Raw genomic sequence first — 17152 nt, forward strand, 5'->3', positions numbered from 1 at the left:
CTATTCCGCGGCCTGAAGCGTGGTCGGGGCCGGGATGAAATCCTCCCGGAAATGCTTCAATGCACTGAGCACGGGGTAGGGCGTGAAGCCGCCGAGTGCGCAGAGCGAGCCGAATTTCATGGTGTTGCAGAGGTCTTCGACGAGAGCGAGGTTTTCGGTGACCCGCTCGCCGTTGATGATCTTCTCGATCGTCTCGACGCCGCGTGTCGAGCCGATCCGGCACGGTGTGCACTTGCCACAGGATTCAATGGCGCAGAACTCCATGGCGAAACGGGCCTGCTTGCGCATGTCGACGCTGTCGTCGAACACGACGATGCCGCCATGGCCGATCAGGCCGTCGCGCGCGGCGAAGGCTTCGTAGTCAAACGGGGTGTCGAACAGGGCGCGGGGGAAATAGGCGCCGAGCGGACCGCCGACCTGCACGGCGCGAACTGGGCGGCCGGTGAACGTGCCGCCGCCGATGTCGTCGACGAGCTCGCCAAGCGTCACGCCGAACGCCGTCTCGAACAGCCCGCCCTGGCGGATGTTGCCGGCAAGCTGTATCGGCATCGTGCCGCGCGAGCGCCCCATGCCGAAATCGGCGTAAGCTTTGGCGCCCTCGGCGAGGATGAAGGGGATGGCCGCGAACGACAGCACGTTGTTGATGACGGTCGGCTTGCCGAACAGGCCGTGATGCGCCGGCAGCGGCGGTTTTGCGCGCACCAGGCCGCGGCGGCCTTCGAGGCTCTCAAGCAGCGAGGTTTCCTCGCCGCAAACGTAGGCGCCGGCGCCGACGCGCACCTCCATATCGAAGCTGTGGGTCGAGCCGCCAATCCTGTCGCCGAGATAGCCGCCGCGCCTCGCCGCGACGATGGCAGCATTCATTGCCTCGACCGCGTGCGGATATTCGCTGCGAACGTAGATGTAGCCTTTGGTGGCGCCGACGGTGATGCCGGCCGTCGTCATGCCCTCGATGACGAGGAAGGGATCGCCTTCCATGATCATGCGGTCGGCGAAGGTGCCGCTGTCGCCTTCGTCGGCGTTGCAGACGATGAATTTGCGGTTCGCGCTGGCTTGCGCGACCGTCTTCCACTTGATGCCGGTCGGGAAGCCGGCGCCGCCGCGGCCGCGTAGGCCGGATGCGGTGACCTCGGTGAGGATCGCATCCGAGCCGAGCGAGAGCGCGCGCTCCAGCCCCTTGTAACCGCCATGGGCGCGATAGTCCTCGAGCGAGCGCGGATCGATCACGCCGCAGCGGGCGAAGGTGAGGCGGGTCTGGCGCTTCAGCCAGGGAATCTCGTCTGCGACGCCGAGCCGCAGCGCGTGCGGTCCGTTGCTCGCCATCGACTCGAGCACGGAGGCGACGTCCTCCGCGCTGACCGGGCCATATGCGACCCTGCCTTTGGCGGTTGCCACCTCGACCATCGGTTCCAGCCAGCAGAGCCCGCGGGAGCCGGTCCTGGTGATCTCGATCGGCAGGCCGTGCTTGGCCGCGACCTGCTCGAAGGCGACCGCAATTTCATCGGCGCCGACGGCAACCGCGGCGGCATCACGAGGAATGAAGATCCGCATGTTCATCGCTGCGCCTCCGCGACCAGCGCGTCGATGCGTTTCTCGTCGAGCCGGCCGACGAGGCGGCCATCGAGCATCGCGGACGGCGCGGTCGCGCACAATCCGAGGCAATAGATCGGCTCCAGCGTGACGCGATCATCCGCAGTCGTGCTGCCGAGCGAGACGCCAAGCTTTGCTTCGGCGCGCGCAGCCAGCGCATCGCCACCGGCGGCCTGGCAGGCCTCGGCGCGGCACAGCTTCAGCACACGGCGGCCGGCCGGCTTGTGGCGGAAGTCATGGTAGAAGGTGAAGACGCCATGCACTTCGGCGCGCGAGAGGTTCAGCGCCTGCGCCACCATGGGAATCGCCGCCTCCGGCACATAGCCAAACGCCCCCTGAAGCGCGTGCAGAATCACGAGCGTCGCGCCTTCCTGCCCGGCGTGTTCGGCGATGATTTCGGCGCCGCGCGTCTCGTTCCAAGGCTCGTAAGAAGGCTCGTAAGAAGGCTCAAAAACCGCTGTCATTTTTCGTTCTCAACCAGAGCGTCCCTGGGTCGCAAACTATTTGGAATCGTTCGAAGATCAATAAAGCTGTCTCATGCTGCGATTGCGAATTCAGATCGATTGACGAGCCCAATCGACCGATATGAAAATGCGATTGCGGCTGCTCCGCCGGCCGGTTTTTACGTGTTGGCAAGGGTGGGGCGTGCTAGCTTGTATGCCACGACAGAATCCGAGGGGGCGACCGGTTGCTCGACAAGCTTGAACTGCTGCTGGCGCTGGCGAAGGAGCGGCATTTCGGACGCGCTGCGGAGGCCTGCGGCGTGACCCAGCCGACCATGTCGACCGGTCTGAAGCAGCTCGAGGAGATTCTCGGCGTGATGCTGGTCCAGCGCGGCTCCCGGTTTCAGGGCTTCACTCCCGAAGGCGAGCGGGCACTGGACTGGGCGCGGCGAATCGTGGGCGATGCCCGTGCGATGCGCCAGGAGATCAACTCGCTGAAGGACAAGCTCTCCGGTGAGATCCGCATCGCGGCGATCCCGACCGTGCTTGGCATGGTCGCCGCGCTGACCACGCCGTTCCGCGCCAAGCATCCCGAGGTGCGCTTCCGCATTCAGTCCACCACCTCGTCCGAGGTGCTGGGATTGCTCGAAAATCTCGAGGTCGATGCGGGGCTGACCTATATCGAGAACGAGCCGATCGGAAAGGTGCGCACCATTCCGCTGTTCAACGAGAGCTATCGGCTCCTGACCGCGCCGGATGCGATGTTCGGCGACCGGGAGTCGGTGACCTGGACCGAGGTCGGCCAGGTGCCGCTGTGCCTGCTGACGCCCGACATGCAGAACCGCCGTATCATCGACCGCGCGCTGCGCTCGGTCGGCGCGGAGGCGACGCCGACACTGACATCGAACTCGCTGCTGGTGCTGTACACGCACGTCAAGACCGGGCGCTGGGCGAGCGTGATGCCGGCCAAGCTCGCCGAGACGCTCGGCCTCTCCGACAAGGTCCGCTCGATCCCGATCACCGATCCCGAGGTCAATTACAGCATCGGTCTCGTGATCCCGCAGCGCGATCCGATGACGCCGCTGATCGCGGCGCTGGTCAATGTCGCGCGCGAGGTGGCGCCGACGCTGCAATTGTAGGGACAAAAGCGGACGGGGCTGAGCAAGCGCCTCGTTCTTCGAGACGACCGCTTCGCGGTCTCCTCAGGATGAGGCTCCGTTGTATCGGTATTCGTTCAAGCTGCTGCCGCGTACTCTGCCCTCATCCTGAGGGCCCGCCAAAGGCGGGCGTCTCGAAGGATAGCCGCAGGCGAGCTTCCCGCCATGCGCTAGGCCGCGGCGGAAATTCCGGCTGCCGCCTTGATGGCGTCGCGCGGCAGCGTCACGCGGACGACAGTGCCGACTTCGAGCCTGGAGCGCAGCCGCATCGAGCCGCCATGGAGCTGCGCCAGCGAGCGGGCAATCGCAAGGCCAAGGCCGGAGCCGTGATAGGTCTTGGTGAGCTGGCTTTCGACCTGCTCGAACGGCCGTCCCAGCCGCGCCAGCGAGTGCTGCGCGATGCCGATGCCGGTGTCGGCGATCATCAGCACGATCCTGTCCTCGAGCTGCCGGCTGCGCACCACGATCCGGCCGCCGTCGGGCGTGAACTTCACCGCGTTGGACAAGAGATTGACGATGATCTGCTTGGTCGCGCGGCGGTCGGCGACGACGGAAATCGATGTCTCGATGTCGGCATCGAGCGTCAGATGCTTGTCCTGGGCCCGGCCGGAGACGACGCGCAGCGATTCCGCGAGCGTCTGCGCCAAATCGAGCTCTTCCATGTCGAGCTTCATCCGGCCGGCCTCGATCTTGGACATGTCGAGGATGTCGTTGATGACCTCGAGCAGATAATGGCCGCTGGTCAGGATGTCGTGGCAGTACTCCTGGTATTTCTCGCTGCCCAGCTCACCGAACATGCCCGAGCCCATGATCTCGGAGAAGCCGATGATCGCGTTCAGCGGCGTGCGCAGCTCGTGGCTCATGTTGGCGAGGAATTTCGACTTGGTCTGGTTGGCTTCCTCGGCCCGGGTCTTCTCGCGTTGATATTTCTCGGCGAGATCGGCGAGCTCGATGGTCTGGCGCTCCAGCGCCGCTTGCGAGCGCTTGAGGTCGATGACGGTGGCGCGCAGGCGCAGATCGTTGTCGACGAGCTTCTGCTCGTGCTCCTTGATGCGCGTGATGTCGGTGCCGACCGAGACGTAGCCGCCGTCCTTGGTGCGGCGCTCGCTGATGTGCAGCCAGCTGCCGTCGTCGAGCTGGGCTTCGAAGGTGCGCGCCCCCGGGCCCTGGCTGACGGTCTCGTTGTGGCGGGTGCGAACTTCCGGCATGCGGCCGACCTCCAGCACGGTCTCGTAGGACGTACCGGGGATCACGGCCGTGTCGGGCAGCTTGTGCAGCCGCTGGAAGTGCGAATTGCAGAGCACCAGGCGGTCGCTGGCGTCCCACAGCACGAAGGCTTCCGGGATGGTCTCGATCGCGTCGCGCAGGCGAAGGTCGGCTTCCACGGAGCGCTCGGCGAGGCTCTTCTGCTCGGTGATGTCGACCGCGATCCCGATCAGGTGCATGCCGGAATCGCCGGACCCTCGGGTCCGCTCGCAGCGGACGCGGAGCCAGATCCAGTGGCCGTCGACATGCTGCATGCGGAAGGTCTGATCGATATGGTCGATCTTCTCGGAGATGAGCTGGTCTGCGATCGCGAACAGGTCGATGTCGTCCGACTTCACCAGCGCGTTGACCTCGCCGAAGGTGAGGAGCTCGTTGCGGCCGTCGAGACCCAGCATCGAAAACATCGACTGCGACCAGAAGATCCGGCCGCGCGACAGGTCCCAGTCCCACAGGCCGCAGCGGCCGCGGTTGAGCGCGGTGTCGATCCGGCCGCGCACGGCGTCGTTGATGAGGTCGCCTTCGCGGGCGCGGGTCGACTGCCAGTGGAAGGCGAAGCCGAGGATCAGCACGACGAAGCCGGTGGTGGCCGACAGCGTCACCGAAAGGGCCGCATCCGAGCCCCAGATCGGCTCGTTGCGTTCCTGGATCACGGTGACGAGTCCCGGCAGCGACTTGATCGGCCGCGAGGTCGTCATCGCGGCGTTGCCGTTCGGCAGCGTCATGCTGGAGACGTCATTGTCGCGCGGTGGTGCTGCGAGCAGCTGCGCGGTGGTGATGGCATCGAGCAGGCGGTCGTTGCCTGAGGGGTCGCTGTCGATGGGAATGCGGGCGAGGATGCGGCGGTCGATTCCGGCCGAGGTGACGATGACGTGGCGGCCCGAAGCCGTGCCCCAGGACGGGATCATGTCGGGCAGCAGCGTCGGCAGGTTCTCGATATTCTTCAGTCGCTCGGCGCGCATGGAGGTGACGCGGTCGATGCGCTCGGCGAGCAGGTCGGCAAGCGCCGAGATGTCGCGGCGGATCACCATGCGCTTCTGGCGCGTCTGGTCGACGACCTGAACGAATGCGCCGAGGCAGATCGTGACAAGAAAGGCGATGATCAGCGTCGGCACGGCGCGTCGCAGCGCCGGCTCGGCGATCAACAGCCGATGATAGGCAGGTTTCGCGATCGATTGCGCCAATCCTTTGATCGAATCGGATTGGACGCACGCGTTCGCGGCGTCTGCACGCGCCATGCCTTCGGCCCCCTGAAAACCTGCTTACGACGAATTTCGAAAGCAGCCCCACGTCGCTTTCGAATCACAGCGATTTGAATCCAGTTTGCGCAGGCTGTCGAGAGTCAACGAAACGTTAACGCGAAATAATTCTTATCCAATGGAGAGTTTACGCGTTTCGAGTCAGCAAACTCACGTGCGTGATGAGTCCGAAACGAGAACGTGTGACTCGTCGCACGTTGCTCATCACGCGCGCGGCGGTTCGGCGTGGCTGATGACGCGCTTCACGCTCGGGAACGCGCGACGCAAGCGGCGCTCGATCGCGTCGACTTGCTCGTGCACCTTGATCACGCTCATCGACGGCGTGGCGCGGCAATGGAAGTTGACGATCTCGCCGGCATCGGTGTTGCGGACACGCACATTATGGATGTCGTGGATCTCGCCGCCGGCGGCATATTCGGTGAGCGCGGCCGCGATGGTCTGCACCCTCTCCGGCGCGGCGTCCATGCCAAACGGCAGCTCCGGTTCCAGCGGCTCGATATGGACGTCAACCTCGACGTCCGCGCCGAACTCCTCCTGGATGTTGCGCTCCAGCGTGTTGGCGACGTCGTGGGCGGCCTCGAGCGGCATCTCGGCGTCGACCTCGAGATCGATGCCGACGATCAGCTTGGCGCCGAGGTCGTATACCGTGACGTGGTGGATGGCGAGGCCCGAATTGCGCGCGATCACCATGATGCGGTCGCGCACGGTCTCGTTGTCGCGGGCGACCGGCACGGCGGTGAAGGTGAGGTCGGCATCGCCGAACGCCTTGGTGACGGCGGCTTGCGCGTTGCGCTTGATCTCCTCGACGCGGTCGATCGGGTAGGTCCTGGGCACCTTGACGATGCTGTCGATGAACGTGGTCGCCCCGACCATGCGCACCCGCAGGCGCTCGACGTCGATCACGCCGGGCACGCTGCGGATCGCCGTGGTGGCCTTCTCCTGAGCGCCTTCCGGGGCGCGGTCGACCAGCGTCTGCACCGTGGAGCTCGCCATCCGCAGGCCGAGCAGGGCGATCATCACGGCCACGGTCGCGGCGGCCGCAGCGTCACCCCACCAGAAGCCGAAGGCCGCGAGACCAAGGCCCGCGATCACGGCGCACGAGCCCATGACATCCGATGCAAAGTGCAGCGCGTCGGCGGCGAGCGCCTCGCTCCGGGTTTCCCGGGCGGCGCGGTGCAGCGCGCGGGCGCGCCAGAGATTGACGGCGATATCGATCACCAGCACGACGAACGGCACAGCCGAAATCGTCGGTGGCGGGGTTCCCTCGCGAAGGTGGCTATAGGATTGGACCAGGATGCCGCCGGCGAGCACGTAGAGCAGCGCGGTGACGCCGAGCGCGGAGATGCTCTCGAGCTTGCCGTGGCCGTAATGGTGCTCGTCGTCGGCCGGCTTGTCCGAGACCCGCACCACCGCCCAGGTGATGATGGTCGCAACCAGGTCGATCGAGGAGTGCAGCGCTTCGGACACCAGCGCCAGCGAGCCGATCGCGATCCCGACCACGAATTTGGCCGCCGCCATGCCGCCGCTGGCCAGGATCGAGATTGCCGCGACCGATGTCTTGTCGTGTTGTCCGCTCATCGCCGGGATTTAGCAGGGCGGCCGCGAACATCAAGCGACGATCCACAACTGTAGTCGCTAGTGAGTTGCAGGAGCGGTTTTATCACTAGCTCCGTCATGCCCGGGCTTGTCCCGGGCATCCACGTTCTTCGTGCCGAGCGGCAAAGACGTGGATGGCCGGGTCAAGCCCGGCCATGACGAGTGGAGAGGGCGTGTCACCCTTCTTCCGCCGCCGCAGCCGCTCACACCGTCACCACGATCTTCCCGAGGTGCTTGTTCGCCTCCATGTGCTCGAACGCCTTGTCGATGTCGTCGAACCCATAGACCTTATCGATCGGCAATTGCAGCTTGCGCGACTCCACCGCGCCCCAGATGTCCTTCCGGACCTCGTCGAAGATCGCGCGGACCTCCTCGATGGTGCGGGTGCGGAAGGTGACGCCGATATAGCTGATGCGACGGGCGGCATGCAGGTCGAAGTTGAAATCGGCATGGGTGCCGCTGAGCCGGCCGACATTGACGATGCGGCCCAGGATCTTCGTCGCGGCAAGGTTCTGGTTGGCGACCTTGCCGGAGACCTGGTCGACGATGAGGTCGACGCCTTCGCCGTTCGTCGCCTTCAGCACCTCGTCGACCCATTTGGGATCGGAGGAATCGACCGCGAGGTCGGCGCCGTATTCGGTCAGCCGGCCGCGGCGATAGGCATCGGTCGAGGAGCCGATCACAACCCTGGCGCCCTTGAGCCTGGCGATCTGCATCGCCATCAGGCCGACGCCGGAGCTCGCGCCCTGGATCAGGACGGCCTGCCCCGGCTGCACGCCGCCGACGGTGACGACGGCGTTGTGCATGGTCGCGAGCGCGACGGGGAGGGTGGCGGCCTCCTCGAAGTTCATGTTCGAGGGCACGCGGAACAGCCGGCCGTGGTCGGCGAGCGTGTACTCGGCGAAGGCCGCGCCGCCCGAGCCCATGACGCGATCGCCGACCTTCACGCCCTTCGCATCCGGTCCGAGCTCCGCGACTTCACCTGCCCATTCCATCCCGAGCACGGTACCGGCGCCGCCGGCCGCGCCATGGACGTGACCCCTGCGCATGCCGGTGTCGGCACGATTGAGGCCACAGGCGCGCACGCGCACCAGCACCTGCGTGCCTTCAGGCTTTGGTTGAGCGACGTCGGAAATCCGAGCGCCATCAGGACCATAGACATAAGCCTTCATGAATGACTCTCGCTTGTTGCAGTGATTATTCAGCGGCTTGCGCGCTAGGACGAGCGATCATGCCTTCCAGCCGGCTGCGAATGATCGCCTCGGCCTCGCGCACGATGCGCGAGATCAGCTCGCCGCAGCTTGGGATGTCCTGGATCAGGCCCTGCACCTGGCCCGCCGACCAGATGCCTTCGTCCGAATTGCCTGTCGCATACACCATCTTGCCGCGGGCGCCGGCGACGAGCTCGCGGATGTCCTCGAACCTGGCGCCTTCCTTTTCCATGGCGACGACCTTGGTCGAGATCTCGTTCCTGGCGACGCGCGAGGTGTTGCGCATGGTGCGGAAGATCAGCTCGGTCTCGCGCTCGTCATTGGCGACGATCTTCTCCTTGATGAGCTGATGGATCGGGCTCTCCTTGGTCGCCATGAAGCGGGTGCCCATGTTGATGCCCTCGGCGCCCAGCGCCAGCGCGGCGACGAGGCCGCGGGCGTCGGCAAAGCCGCCGGAGGCGATCATCGGGATCTTGACCTTGTTGGCGGCGGCCGGGATCAGGATCAGGCCGGGGGTGTCGTCCTCGCCGGGGTGGCCGGCGCATTCGAACCCGTCGATCGAGATGGCGTCGACGCCCATGCGTTCGGCCGACAGCGCGTGGCGGACGCTGGTGCATTTGTGCACGATCTTGACGCCGTGCTTCCTGAACTCGTCGACATGCTCCTGCGGCTTGTTGCCGGCGGTCTCGACCACGGTGATGCCGGCTTCGATGATGGCGGCGCGGTATTCGGCGTAGGGCGGCGGCTTGATCGCGGGCAGGATGGTGAGGTTGACGCCAAACGGCTTGTCGGTGAGGTCGCGGCAGCGCGCGATCTCCCGGGTCAGGTCCTCCGGCGTCGGCTGCGTCAGCGCCGTGATGAAGCCGAGCGCCCCGGCGTTGGCGACCGCTGCGACCAGCTCGGCCCGCCCGACCCATTGCATGCCGCCCTGCACGATCGGGTGCTCGACGCCGACGAGCCTGGTGAACCGTGTCTGCAGCATGACCTGTTTCCCCCGCCCGCGTGGCAGGCTCTGTTATCAGTTGATGGCGGGAGGATGCCGCCGGGGTCGGCAAAAGTCTATTGCGCCGGCCTGCGGTAAGGGCGGAGCCTCATGCGGGACGCGAGGGGGATTCCGCGGGACGGATAATTCGCATCTCGCTCCGGCACATCAGGGCGATGTCATGGGTTTGGCCCCCGCTGCTTCACCAAACTCGTCATTGCGAGCGCAGCGAAGCAATCCAGAATCCCTCCGCGGGAACAGTCTGGATTGCTTCGCTGCGCTCGCAATGACGGCTGAGCGCTACTCCGCCGACAGCCGCACCATCTGGCGGCCGCCGTTGATGTCTTTCAGGTTGTTGACGAAGTTTTCCGGGCGCTGCCAGCGATAGGGGACCTTCAGTCCCATGTACTCGGCGATGTCGCCGATGAAGCCGGTGCAGTTGGTGGTCTCGGCATTCCAGACCGGCGAGCTCGCCTGCAGCTTCTTGATGTAGGCGAACACGCGCTTGGCGTCGGCCTCGTTCAGATAGACGCGATAGCTCGCGGTCAGATATTCGGGATCGAGATCGCCGTAGCTCGCCCCGGTCTCGGATGGCACCCAGGTGAGGTGGCCGAGCACGTAAGCCCAGGTATCGCCCGAAGGCGTCAGGCCCGCGACCTCGACGGCGCGCTCACTGGTCTTGCCGTACCAGACGAAGGCATGGCCCCAGCTCGCCGCCGTCCGGGCGCGGAAGTCGACGTAGTACGGACCTTTCTCCGCACGCGCGACGGGGCGCCGCGTCGATTGCGGCGCCTGTCGCGATGTGGAGTCGGTCGTCGCAAGCGCATCTGCATCGGCAACGCGCTTGTTCGCTTCGTGGGCCAAGGCCGATGGCACCATGCATGCGACCATGGCCGCAAGCGCGAGACCTGCAATGATGCAGAATCCCGATCGATCAGGTTTGTTCGTCACGCTGTGCCCCTCGACTGTCGGCCGCCTACGCAGATTTCTGCGCCTCAGTAGCGGGCGGCGACCGGGCCGGGGGCCTTGCCGATCGGGGCCTTGCCAATCGGGCTCTTGCCAATCGGCATCTTGCCGATCGGGGCCTGCTCGGCCGGATAGACCGGTACGGGCTGGCGGCGCGGCAGATCCGCAGCGTTCGCAGCCGTCACCAGAGCAAGCGTCGCGCCCAGAACAAAAACAATCTTCTTCACAGTGATACCCCTAGCAGGTTTGGTCCAAACACGGCTGAGCCGTGCCCCCAGACACGCCTTACAGAAGGGCGGCGGAATGCGTCCACAGTGCGGCACCCCCGCGACTTGTTGGCGGCATCTATCGGGCGCGCCGAGATGTGATGTGTGTCGGAATGTTTCGGCGCGGCGCGCGCTTTTCAGCGATCGGCGGTGAGACGGAAATGCATCTCGATCTTTGCTGGCGATGGTTCGCTTGCAACGCGCCAGGGCGAAAAGCCGGGCGTGGGATCCGGGTCCGAGGGAAGATCGATCGGCCAGTGCTGCGCAGGCACGCCCGGAAGCGTCAGGCTGACGGCGCGGTGGCGTGTCTTGTACATCAGGGATGCGGAGGAAATGATCGCCTTGCGGTCACCGTCATGCGCGCGCCAGTTCGCCGGCAACATGGCATTGGCATAGCCCGTCGCTTCCTCGACCTCGATGTGCACGTCCTCCTCCTCGTCCGGCAAGGTCATGCCGGAGGGAAGCCGAAACTCGACCTGCAGCGTCATGAAGCCGTGGCTGAGATTGGGCGAGCGAATGAATTCGTACCATCCCCAATAGCCAAGGATGGCTGCGATGAGCAGAACGGTGACGGCAAAGGGGAAGGAGAGCCGCGTTGTGCGGGGAGGCGTGGCATCGGAGGTGTCTGCAGACGGCTGTGGCGTTGCGTCCCGGACCAGGCCGAAACGCACGAACAGCCAGATGCCGGCGATCAGGCCGACCACGCCGCCGATCGGGCCGATGTCGAAGAAGGCGCCCATGGCGATGCCGCCATCGCGGTCCGGCCCTGCCAGCATGACGACCAGCGCGGCAAGGCCGGACCAGCCGGCGAGGGCGCCGAGCAGGGCAGACAGGAGACCGAGGATGAAGCGCATGTGCGATTGGTCGCGCGAAGATCAATCGCGGTTCGAACCGGTCCGTCGTTCGGCCTTCACCCGATCCGGTTCAGGCTGTTACGGATGGTCGAGAAGATGCCGCCGATGTCCTTGCGCAGCGCATCGAGCGCGTTGAAATTCTCGAAGATGCGGGCGAGACGGTCTTCGACCTCGCGCTTGCTCTTCGTCAGCGCATCGACGCGCGAGGTGAGGCTGACATTGCCGCTGGCCTCGATCTCGCTGACGGTTTTGGCGAGGAGATCGCGGGTGGTGCCGACATCGGCGATCATGGCCTCGATGCCGAACACCGGCGCTTTCAGCGGAACGAGATCGGCCTGCGACTTCGACAGCTCCGCCTTGAAGGCGTTGAGCGTGGCCAGCGTCTCCTGCAAGGCGCCGAGGCGCTGGCGCGACTGGAGGACAAAATCGTTCAGCGCGTTCTGGCGGTCAACGAGCGTCTTGCCGTCGGGATCGGTCTCGACCTCGGCGAGCGAGCGTTCGAGCTGGGCCCGGCGCTGGCCGAGCTCCTCGAAATCGAGCCGGATCGCTTTCAGGATGTTGGCGCTGTCGTCGATGCGGGCCAGGCGGTGCTCGATCTCGATCTTGTTGTTCGACAGCGTCTCGACGCGTGCGCTGAGCGGCGCCTCGCCGCCGGTCTCGATCTCGTCGACGCTCTTGGCGAGGCGGTCATGGCTGAGGCTGAGCTCGCCGATCAGGGCGTTGATGCCGGCGTCGGACGAGCGCAGCGGCACCAGCTCGGCATGGGATTTCGCCAGATCTTCCTTGTACTGGTTGAGCGTCGCAAACGTGTCCTGCACCGCGTTGACCCGGCCGAGCAGCGTCGATACGTCGCGGGCGATGTCCTTCAGCCGGTCGGCAAGATTGTTCTTGCGGTCGTCGGTCTCGAGATCGAGCAGCGAGCGTTCGAGCTGGTTCTGGCGGTCGCGAATCTCGGTGAAGACAGGCTCGACCGCGCGGCGCTGGTCGGCGACCCTGCCGACCATCTCGCGCAGCCCCTGCTGGCGGCGGCGGATCTCGGCGAGCTGATCGTGCATGTCGGTGGACTGGTTGCGGCCCTGCTGGAGCAGCGCGCGCTGCTCGGTCTCGCCGAGCTTGTCGTGAAGGGCGGAGACGGCTTCCCTGGGATCGCTCTCGATCAGGTGCTGGACGGTGGTATCGAGATGATTTTGCAGGGCGTGGGCGACGACGACGTCTTCCCGGGTGTTCTTGAGGCGGTCGCGGAGCTTGTCGAGGCGCCGGTCCTGGCGCGAGAGCCGCCAGGCCGAGGCGCCAATCAGCGCCAGCCCAACCACAAGGATCGCACCGGCTGCGATCCGCTGCGGCATCGGCAGGGCCGCAAACGCGGCGGGCAGATGGGTGACGTCGTAGCCGAACGCCTGCGGAGCGAGGAACGCGATTGCGGCGAGCAGGACAGACCAGGCAACCAGAAAAAACAGCCACATCGCGACGTCCCCACGCCGGCACAATCTCGCCATGATTGCTATTGGAGAGCGGAACCGAGATCAAGGGCCGGGCGGGCTGCCGGACCTTTTCGAGGGGGCGCAATCCACGGCTGGTTGCGTCTGCCGCTTGGGGGAAGCGGGGCTACAGCCGAAACTCGTTGGTCAGCTCGCCGATGCCGTCGATCGCCACCGTCACCGTATTGACCTGCTCCTTCATGACGCCGACGCCGACCGAGGTGCCGACGGCGATGAGGTCGCCGGGGAGCAGGGTCATGTCGTGGGAGATCTTGCTGACGAGGGCTTGCGCACTGAAGATCATGTCCGCGATCGGATAGTTCTGCCGCTCCGCGCCGTTGAGGATGGTGCGCACCGTGAGCTTTGCCGGATCGAGGCCGGTCGCGATCACAGGGCCGAACGGGCCGTAATCGTCGATGCCCTTGGCGCGGGCCCACTGGGGAAATGTGGGATCGCTGGTCAGGATGTCATTGGCGGTGATGTCGTTGACGCAGGTGTAGCCGAAGATGAAATCATCCGCCTCATTGGGCGAGACTCGGGCGCAGGTCTTGCCGATGACGATGCCGAGTTCGCCTTCATAGGTGGTCTTGCCGTCGTAATAAGAGGGGCGGCGGATCACGGCGCCCGGCGTCGTGATCGTGGTGGTGGCCTTGAGCAGATAGAGCGGCTCCGGCGGCTCGGGCTGATTGAGCTTGGCCGCGAGCGCGTGAAAATTGTTCCAGAGCGCGACGATCTTGCTGGGCGCGCAAGGTGCGAGCAACTCGACCTCCGACAGCGCCAGCATCTTGCCGGTAGCCGTGTTGCGGCCGAATATCTCGCCGTCATGCACGTTGATATCAGATGCGGTCAGCGTGCCGAAGCCGGTGGTGCCGGCGTGGCGGAAGCGCAGCCACTGCTTCATCTCGCCAGCCATCACGCCACCGCCAGTGCGCGAGGATCCGATGGCGCGGAGACGCCGTCATAGAGGCCGGCGACGCGGGCGCGCTGGGTAACCATCGCCAGCACCGAGTCGAGTGCCGGCGTCGGGATCCTGGTCAGGCGGCCCATCTCCTGCACCACGGTGACGAGCGGGTCGATCTCCATCGGGCGGCCGCGCTCGAGATCCTGCAGCATCGAGGTCTTGTGCGCGCCGACCTTGCGGGCGCCCTCGATGCGGCGCTCGACATCGACGCGGAATTTGACGCCGAAGGTTTCGGCGATCGCTTGCGTCTCCACCATGATCGCGCGCGACAGCGCCCGCGTCGACGGATCGGTGCAGATCACGTCGAGCGTGGCATGGGTCAGCGCGCTGATCGGGTTGAAGCAGACATTGCCCCAGAGCTTGAGCCAGATCTCGTCGCGGATGCGGTCGAGCACCGGCGCCTTCAGGCCGGCGGCAACGAAGAGGTCGGCGAGGCGCTGCACGTCTGACGTGACCTCGCCGGAGGGCTCGCCGAGCGGAAAATTGTTGCCGTAGACGTGGCGGATCACGCCGGGCGCCTCGATCTCGGTGGCGGGATAGACGATGCAGCCGATCGCGCGTTCGGCCCCTAGCTCGCGCCATTGCCGCCCGCCGGGATCGATGCTCTCCAGCGTCGCATTCTCGTGCTCGCCGCCGTGCTTGTGGAAGTACCAATAGGGGATGCCGTTGACCGCGGTGACGATGCGGGTGTGCGGCCCGAGCAGCGGCTGCATCTTCTCGATCACGCCGGTGATCGAATGCGCCTTCAGCGTGACGATGACGTAGTCCTGCACGCCGAGCTCGGCCGCGTTGTCGGTGCAGCGGGGATGGACGGTGTGCTTCTCCTCGCCGGCGAGCAGCGTCAGGCCATGCTCGCGCATCGCTGCGAGGTGCGCGCCGCGCGCGACCAGGCTGACATCGGCGCCTGCGCGCGCCAGCTGCACGCCGAGATATCCGCCGATCGCGCCGGCGCCGTAGATGCAGATCTTCATGAAATCCTCGCGGGGGTAGCGGAATTTAGGGACGAAAGATCCGGTCCGGCTCGGAGTTGTCCGAGCCGGGGCCGGTCGTCGCGGGGGAGAGTGGTCGCGCTTTAGGCTGCTTGCGATGTGCTGTTGGTCGCCTCGTCAACGGCAGCCGCGATGTCGCGCATGCTGATGACGGAGACGAGGCTGTAGTCGTCGATCACGGGCAGGTGCCGGATGTGATTCCGGTTCATCAGATGCCTGACGTGCTCGATTGTGTCCGAGGAGGTGCAGGAGACCAGCTGCTGCACCGAGACCAGCTGCGAGACCTTGACGTTGACGGCATTGGCGCCGTGCTCGGCGACCGCGCGCACCACGTCGCGCTCGGTGAACATGCCGACCGCGGTGTTTCCTTCCGAGCGGACCACGTCCTTCACCACCAGCGCGCTGATGTTGTTGGCTCGCATCAGCTTGGCAGCGATACCCACCGTTTCGTTCATTCGCACCGTGACAACGCGCGGTGTCTTCTTGCGCAGAATGTCTCCGACCAGCATTGCGACCTCCTCGGGTGAAATGATGAGCGAAGTGTGGTATACATAATGCCAATCGTCAAGCACTGGATTTGGCTCATCCGAAAATTCTTGCGGCAGCATTGTTGACGTTTGTCGTCGCCAAAGAAGATAGGGGAGGCCAAAGAAAAAGGGGCGCATCGCTGCGCCCCTTCTGCCGATCTGACAGGCGTGTGGTCGGCTACGCCGTCTCGGTCTTTGCGCTCGCCGTTGCGGTGTTGGCGCTCTCGGCTTCCTTGCCCAGGATGAAGGAGCGACGCAGCGGCTTGATCACGAACAGCGCCATTAGCGCGGCCGTCGCGTTCAGCGCCACCGCCACCACGAACACGGCCTTCCAGCCATAGGCGGTCGAGATCACGCTTGCGAGCGGGACCAGCAGGGAGGCGGTGCCCTTCGCGGTGTAGAGCATGCCGTTGTTGGTGGTCGCATATTTCGAGCCGAAGGTGTCGCCGCAGGTCGCGGGGAACAGCGAGTAGATCTCGCCGAACACGCCGAAATAAACTGCAGTGGCGAGCACGAACACGATCGGAACGTGACCGTAGGCCGACAGAGTCAACAGCATGAGCGCCGCCGTGCCGAAGGCGATGAACATGGTGTGCTCGCGGCCGATCGTGTCGGACACAAAGCCGAAGAACGGGCGGCCGAAGCCGTCGAAGATGCGGTCGAGCGAGATCGCGAAGGTCAACGCCGCCATCTGGAAGCCGGCGAGCGAGACCGGCGTGTCGGCGATCTTGAAGTCGTGCGCGATCGGCGCGATCTGCGCCGCGGTCATCAGGCCGCCGGAAGCGACCATGACGAAGACGAGATACATCACCCAGAAAATAGGGGCACGCAGCACCTGCGGCGGGGTGAAGTCGATCTTGGTCTGCGGCAGATTGAGCTGCTTCTTCTTCGGCGGGATCGAGATCCGCGGCGGCTGGATGAAGAAGGCGAGCACGAACACGATCACGCCCTGGCCGATGCCGAAGGTGAGGAACGCGTGCTGATAGCCGCTCGTGACGATCATGCTCGCGATCGGCACCACGGTGAGCGCTGCGCCCGCGCCGAAGCCGGCCGCCGTCGCGCCGGCGGCGAGGCCGCGGCGATCGGGAAACCATTTCAGCGCATTGCCGACGCAGGTGCCGTACACCGCGCCCGCGCCCATGCCGCCGATGACGGCTGCGGTATAGAGCAGGGGAAGGCTATCGGCGTAGGAGTTGAGCACCCAGGACAGCGCGATCATCACGCCGCCGAACATGATGACGATACGCGGGCCGTATTTGTCGACGAACCACGCCTCGATCGGCACCAGCCATGTTTCGGTGACGACGAAGATGGTGAAGGCGAGCTGGATCGCGGCGCGACCCCAATGGTGTTCGTGATCGATCGGATCGACGAACAGCGTCCAGCCGTATTGCAGGTTCGCGATCATCGCCATGCAGACGATGCCCATGGCGAGCTGGAGCCAACGGAAACCGGTTCGTAGGGGCGCAGCGGTCACGGCGCCGTCCATGCTGGACATCATCAACAACCTCCCAAGCGCCTGTCTGGTCGCGACACTGCCGCCTATATGACGGAGTGTCGCAAATATTGTGGCTTATCGTCGCAAGCGCGGGCGGCAGCTTGGTATACCA

At 65.4% G+C, this 17152-nt stretch carries 15 protein-coding genes; 1 reads left to right on the forward strand and 14 read right to left on the reverse strand.

Annotated elements, in window-relative coordinates:
* Positions 1 to 1557 carry a formate dehydrogenase beta subunit gene (locus ABID59_RS20280; RefSeq protein ID WP_354084520.1) on the reverse strand — a complete coding sequence of 519 codons (1557 nt, stop codon included), beginning with the start codon at positions 1555 to 1557 and terminating at the stop codon, positions 1 to 3.
* Positions 1554 to 2054 (reverse strand): formate dehydrogenase subunit gamma, encoded by a 501-nt coding sequence (locus ABID59_RS20285; RefSeq protein WP_354084521.1) that lies wholly within the window; start codon positions 2052 to 2054, stop codon positions 1554 to 1556. Before ABID59_RS20285 ends, ABID59_RS20280 begins: the two co-directional genes overlap by 4 nt.
* 224 nt (positions 2055 to 2278) lie before the next feature.
* Here ABID59_RS20285 and ABID59_RS20290 point away from each other — a divergent pair, with 224 nt between their 5' ends.
* Positions 2279 to 3172, forward strand: a complete 894-nt coding sequence (locus ABID59_RS20290; protein WP_354084522.1) for a LysR family transcriptional regulator — start codon at positions 2279 to 2281, stop codon at positions 3170 to 3172.
* Positions 3173 to 3360: 188 nt separating this feature from the next.
* Here ABID59_RS20290 and ABID59_RS20295 read toward each other — a convergent pair whose 3' ends face one another.
* From ABID59_RS20295 to oxlT, 12 genes are all read right to left on the reverse strand, one after another.
* Positions 3361 to 5691 carry a PAS domain-containing sensor histidine kinase gene (locus ABID59_RS20295; protein WP_148754644.1) on the reverse strand — a complete coding sequence of 777 codons (2331 nt, stop codon included), beginning with the start codon at positions 5689 to 5691 and terminating at the stop codon, positions 3361 to 3363.
* A gap of 225 nt (positions 5692 to 5916) precedes the next feature.
* On the reverse strand, positions 5917 to 7290 hold the full coding sequence (locus tag ABID59_RS20300) for a cation-efflux pump (RefSeq protein WP_354084523.1): 1374 nt from the start codon (positions 7288 to 7290) through the stop codon (positions 5917 to 5919).
* A 221-nt stretch (positions 7291 to 7511) separates the two neighbouring features.
* Complete coding sequence (locus ABID59_RS20305; protein ID WP_354084524.1) at positions 7512 to 8480, reverse strand: zinc-binding dehydrogenase; 969 nt, start codon at positions 8478 to 8480, stop codon at positions 7512 to 7514.
* A gap of 25 nt (positions 8481 to 8505) precedes the next feature.
* Complete coding sequence (locus ABID59_RS20310; protein ID WP_148754647.1) at positions 8506 to 9501, reverse strand: NAD(P)H-dependent flavin oxidoreductase; 996 nt, start codon at positions 9499 to 9501, stop codon at positions 8506 to 8508.
* 300 nt (positions 9502 to 9801) lie between these two features.
* On the reverse strand, positions 9802 to 10452 hold the full coding sequence (locus ABID59_RS20315) for a hypothetical protein (RefSeq protein WP_354031935.1): 651 nt from the start codon (positions 10450 to 10452) through the stop codon (positions 9802 to 9804).
* Between the two features lie 44 nt (positions 10453 to 10496).
* A complete protein-coding gene (locus ABID59_RS20320) occupies positions 10497 to 10700 on the reverse strand; it encodes a hypothetical protein (protein WP_148754708.1) in 204 nt (67 codons plus the stop codon).
* A gap of 170 nt (positions 10701 to 10870) precedes the next feature.
* A complete protein-coding gene (locus tag ABID59_RS20325) occupies positions 10871 to 11587 on the reverse strand; it encodes a hypothetical protein (RefSeq protein WP_354084525.1) in 717 nt (238 codons plus the stop codon).
* A 56-nt stretch (positions 11588 to 11643) separates the two neighbouring features.
* The gene (locus tag ABID59_RS20330; protein ID WP_354084526.1) at positions 11644 to 13050 is read right to left on the reverse strand and encodes a coiled-coil domain-containing protein; all 1407 of its coding nucleotides are present in this window, start codon (positions 13048 to 13050) and stop codon (positions 11644 to 11646) included.
* A 142-nt stretch (positions 13051 to 13192) separates the two neighbouring features.
* On the reverse strand, positions 13193 to 13978 hold the full coding sequence (locus ABID59_RS20335; RefSeq protein ID WP_354084527.1) for a fumarylacetoacetate hydrolase family protein: 786 nt from the start codon (positions 13976 to 13978) through the stop codon (positions 13193 to 13195).
* Complete coding sequence (locus ABID59_RS20340) at positions 13978 to 14997, reverse strand: 2-dehydropantoate 2-reductase (RefSeq protein WP_354084528.1); 1020 nt, start codon at positions 14995 to 14997, stop codon at positions 13978 to 13980. Before ABID59_RS20340 ends, ABID59_RS20335 begins: the two co-directional genes overlap by 1 nt.
* Positions 14998 to 15098: 101 nt before the next feature.
* Positions 15099 to 15524 carry a CBS domain-containing protein gene (locus ABID59_RS20345; protein ID WP_354084529.1) on the reverse strand — a complete coding sequence of 142 codons (426 nt, stop codon included), beginning with the start codon at positions 15522 to 15524 and terminating at the stop codon, positions 15099 to 15101.
* 196 nt (positions 15525 to 15720) lie between these two features.
* Positions 15721 to 17043, reverse strand: coding sequence for an oxalate/formate MFS antiporter (gene oxlT, locus ABID59_RS20350; protein WP_354084530.1), 1323 nt, complete (start codon positions 17041 to 17043; stop codon positions 15721 to 15723).
* Positions 17044 to 17152: the final 109 nt, after the last annotated feature.

Source organism: Bradyrhizobium sp. S3.3.6 (genome assembly GCF_040546905.1).
GTDB classification, from domain to species: Bacteria; Pseudomonadota; Alphaproteobacteria; order Rhizobiales; family Xanthobacteraceae; genus Bradyrhizobium; species Bradyrhizobium cytisi.

Bases quoted from the DNA above. Each gene is read 5' to 3' on its own strand.
- ABID59_RS20280 (WP_354084520.1), bottom strand. From the start codon at position 1,557: ATGAACATGCGGATCTTCATTCCTCGTGATGCCGCCGCGGTTGCCGTC.
- ABID59_RS20285 (WP_354084521.1), bottom strand. From the start codon at position 2,054: ATGACAGCGGTTTTTGAGCCTTCTTACGAGCCTTCTTACGAGCCTTGG.
- ABID59_RS20295 (WP_148754644.1), bottom strand. From the start codon at position 5,691: ATGGCGCGTGCAGACGCCGCGAACGCGTGCGTCCAATCCGATTCGATC.
- ABID59_RS20300 (WP_354084523.1), bottom strand. From the start codon at position 7,290: ATGAGCGGACAACACGACAAGACATCGGTCGCGGCAATCTCGATCCTG.
- ABID59_RS20305 (WP_354084524.1), bottom strand. From the start codon at position 8,480: ATGAAGGCTTATGTCTATGGTCCTGATGGCGCTCGGATTTCCGACGTC.
- ABID59_RS20310 (WP_148754647.1), bottom strand. From the start codon at position 9,501: ATGCTGCAGACACGGTTCACCAGGCTCGTCGGCGTCGAGCACCCGATC.
- ABID59_RS20325 (WP_354084525.1), bottom strand. From the start codon at position 11,587: ATGCGCTTCATCCTCGGTCTCCTGTCTGCCCTGCTCGGCGCCCTCGCC.
- ABID59_RS20330 (WP_354084526.1), bottom strand. From the start codon at position 13,050: ATGTGGCTGTTTTTTCTGGTTGCCTGGTCTGTCCTGCTCGCCGCAATC.
- ABID59_RS20335 (WP_354084527.1), bottom strand. From the start codon at position 13,978: ATGGCTGGCGAGATGAAGCAGTGGCTGCGCTTCCGCCACGCCGGCACC.
- ABID59_RS20340 (WP_354084528.1), bottom strand. From the start codon at position 14,997: ATGAAGATCTGCATCTACGGCGCCGGCGCGATCGGCGGATATCTCGGC.
- ABID59_RS20345 (WP_354084529.1), bottom strand. From the start codon at position 15,524: ATGCTGGTCGGAGACATTCTGCGCAAGAAGACACCGCGCGTTGTCACG.
- oxlT (WP_354084530.1), bottom strand. From the start codon at position 17,043: ATGATGTCCAGCATGGACGGCGCCGTGACCGCTGCGCCCCTACGAACC.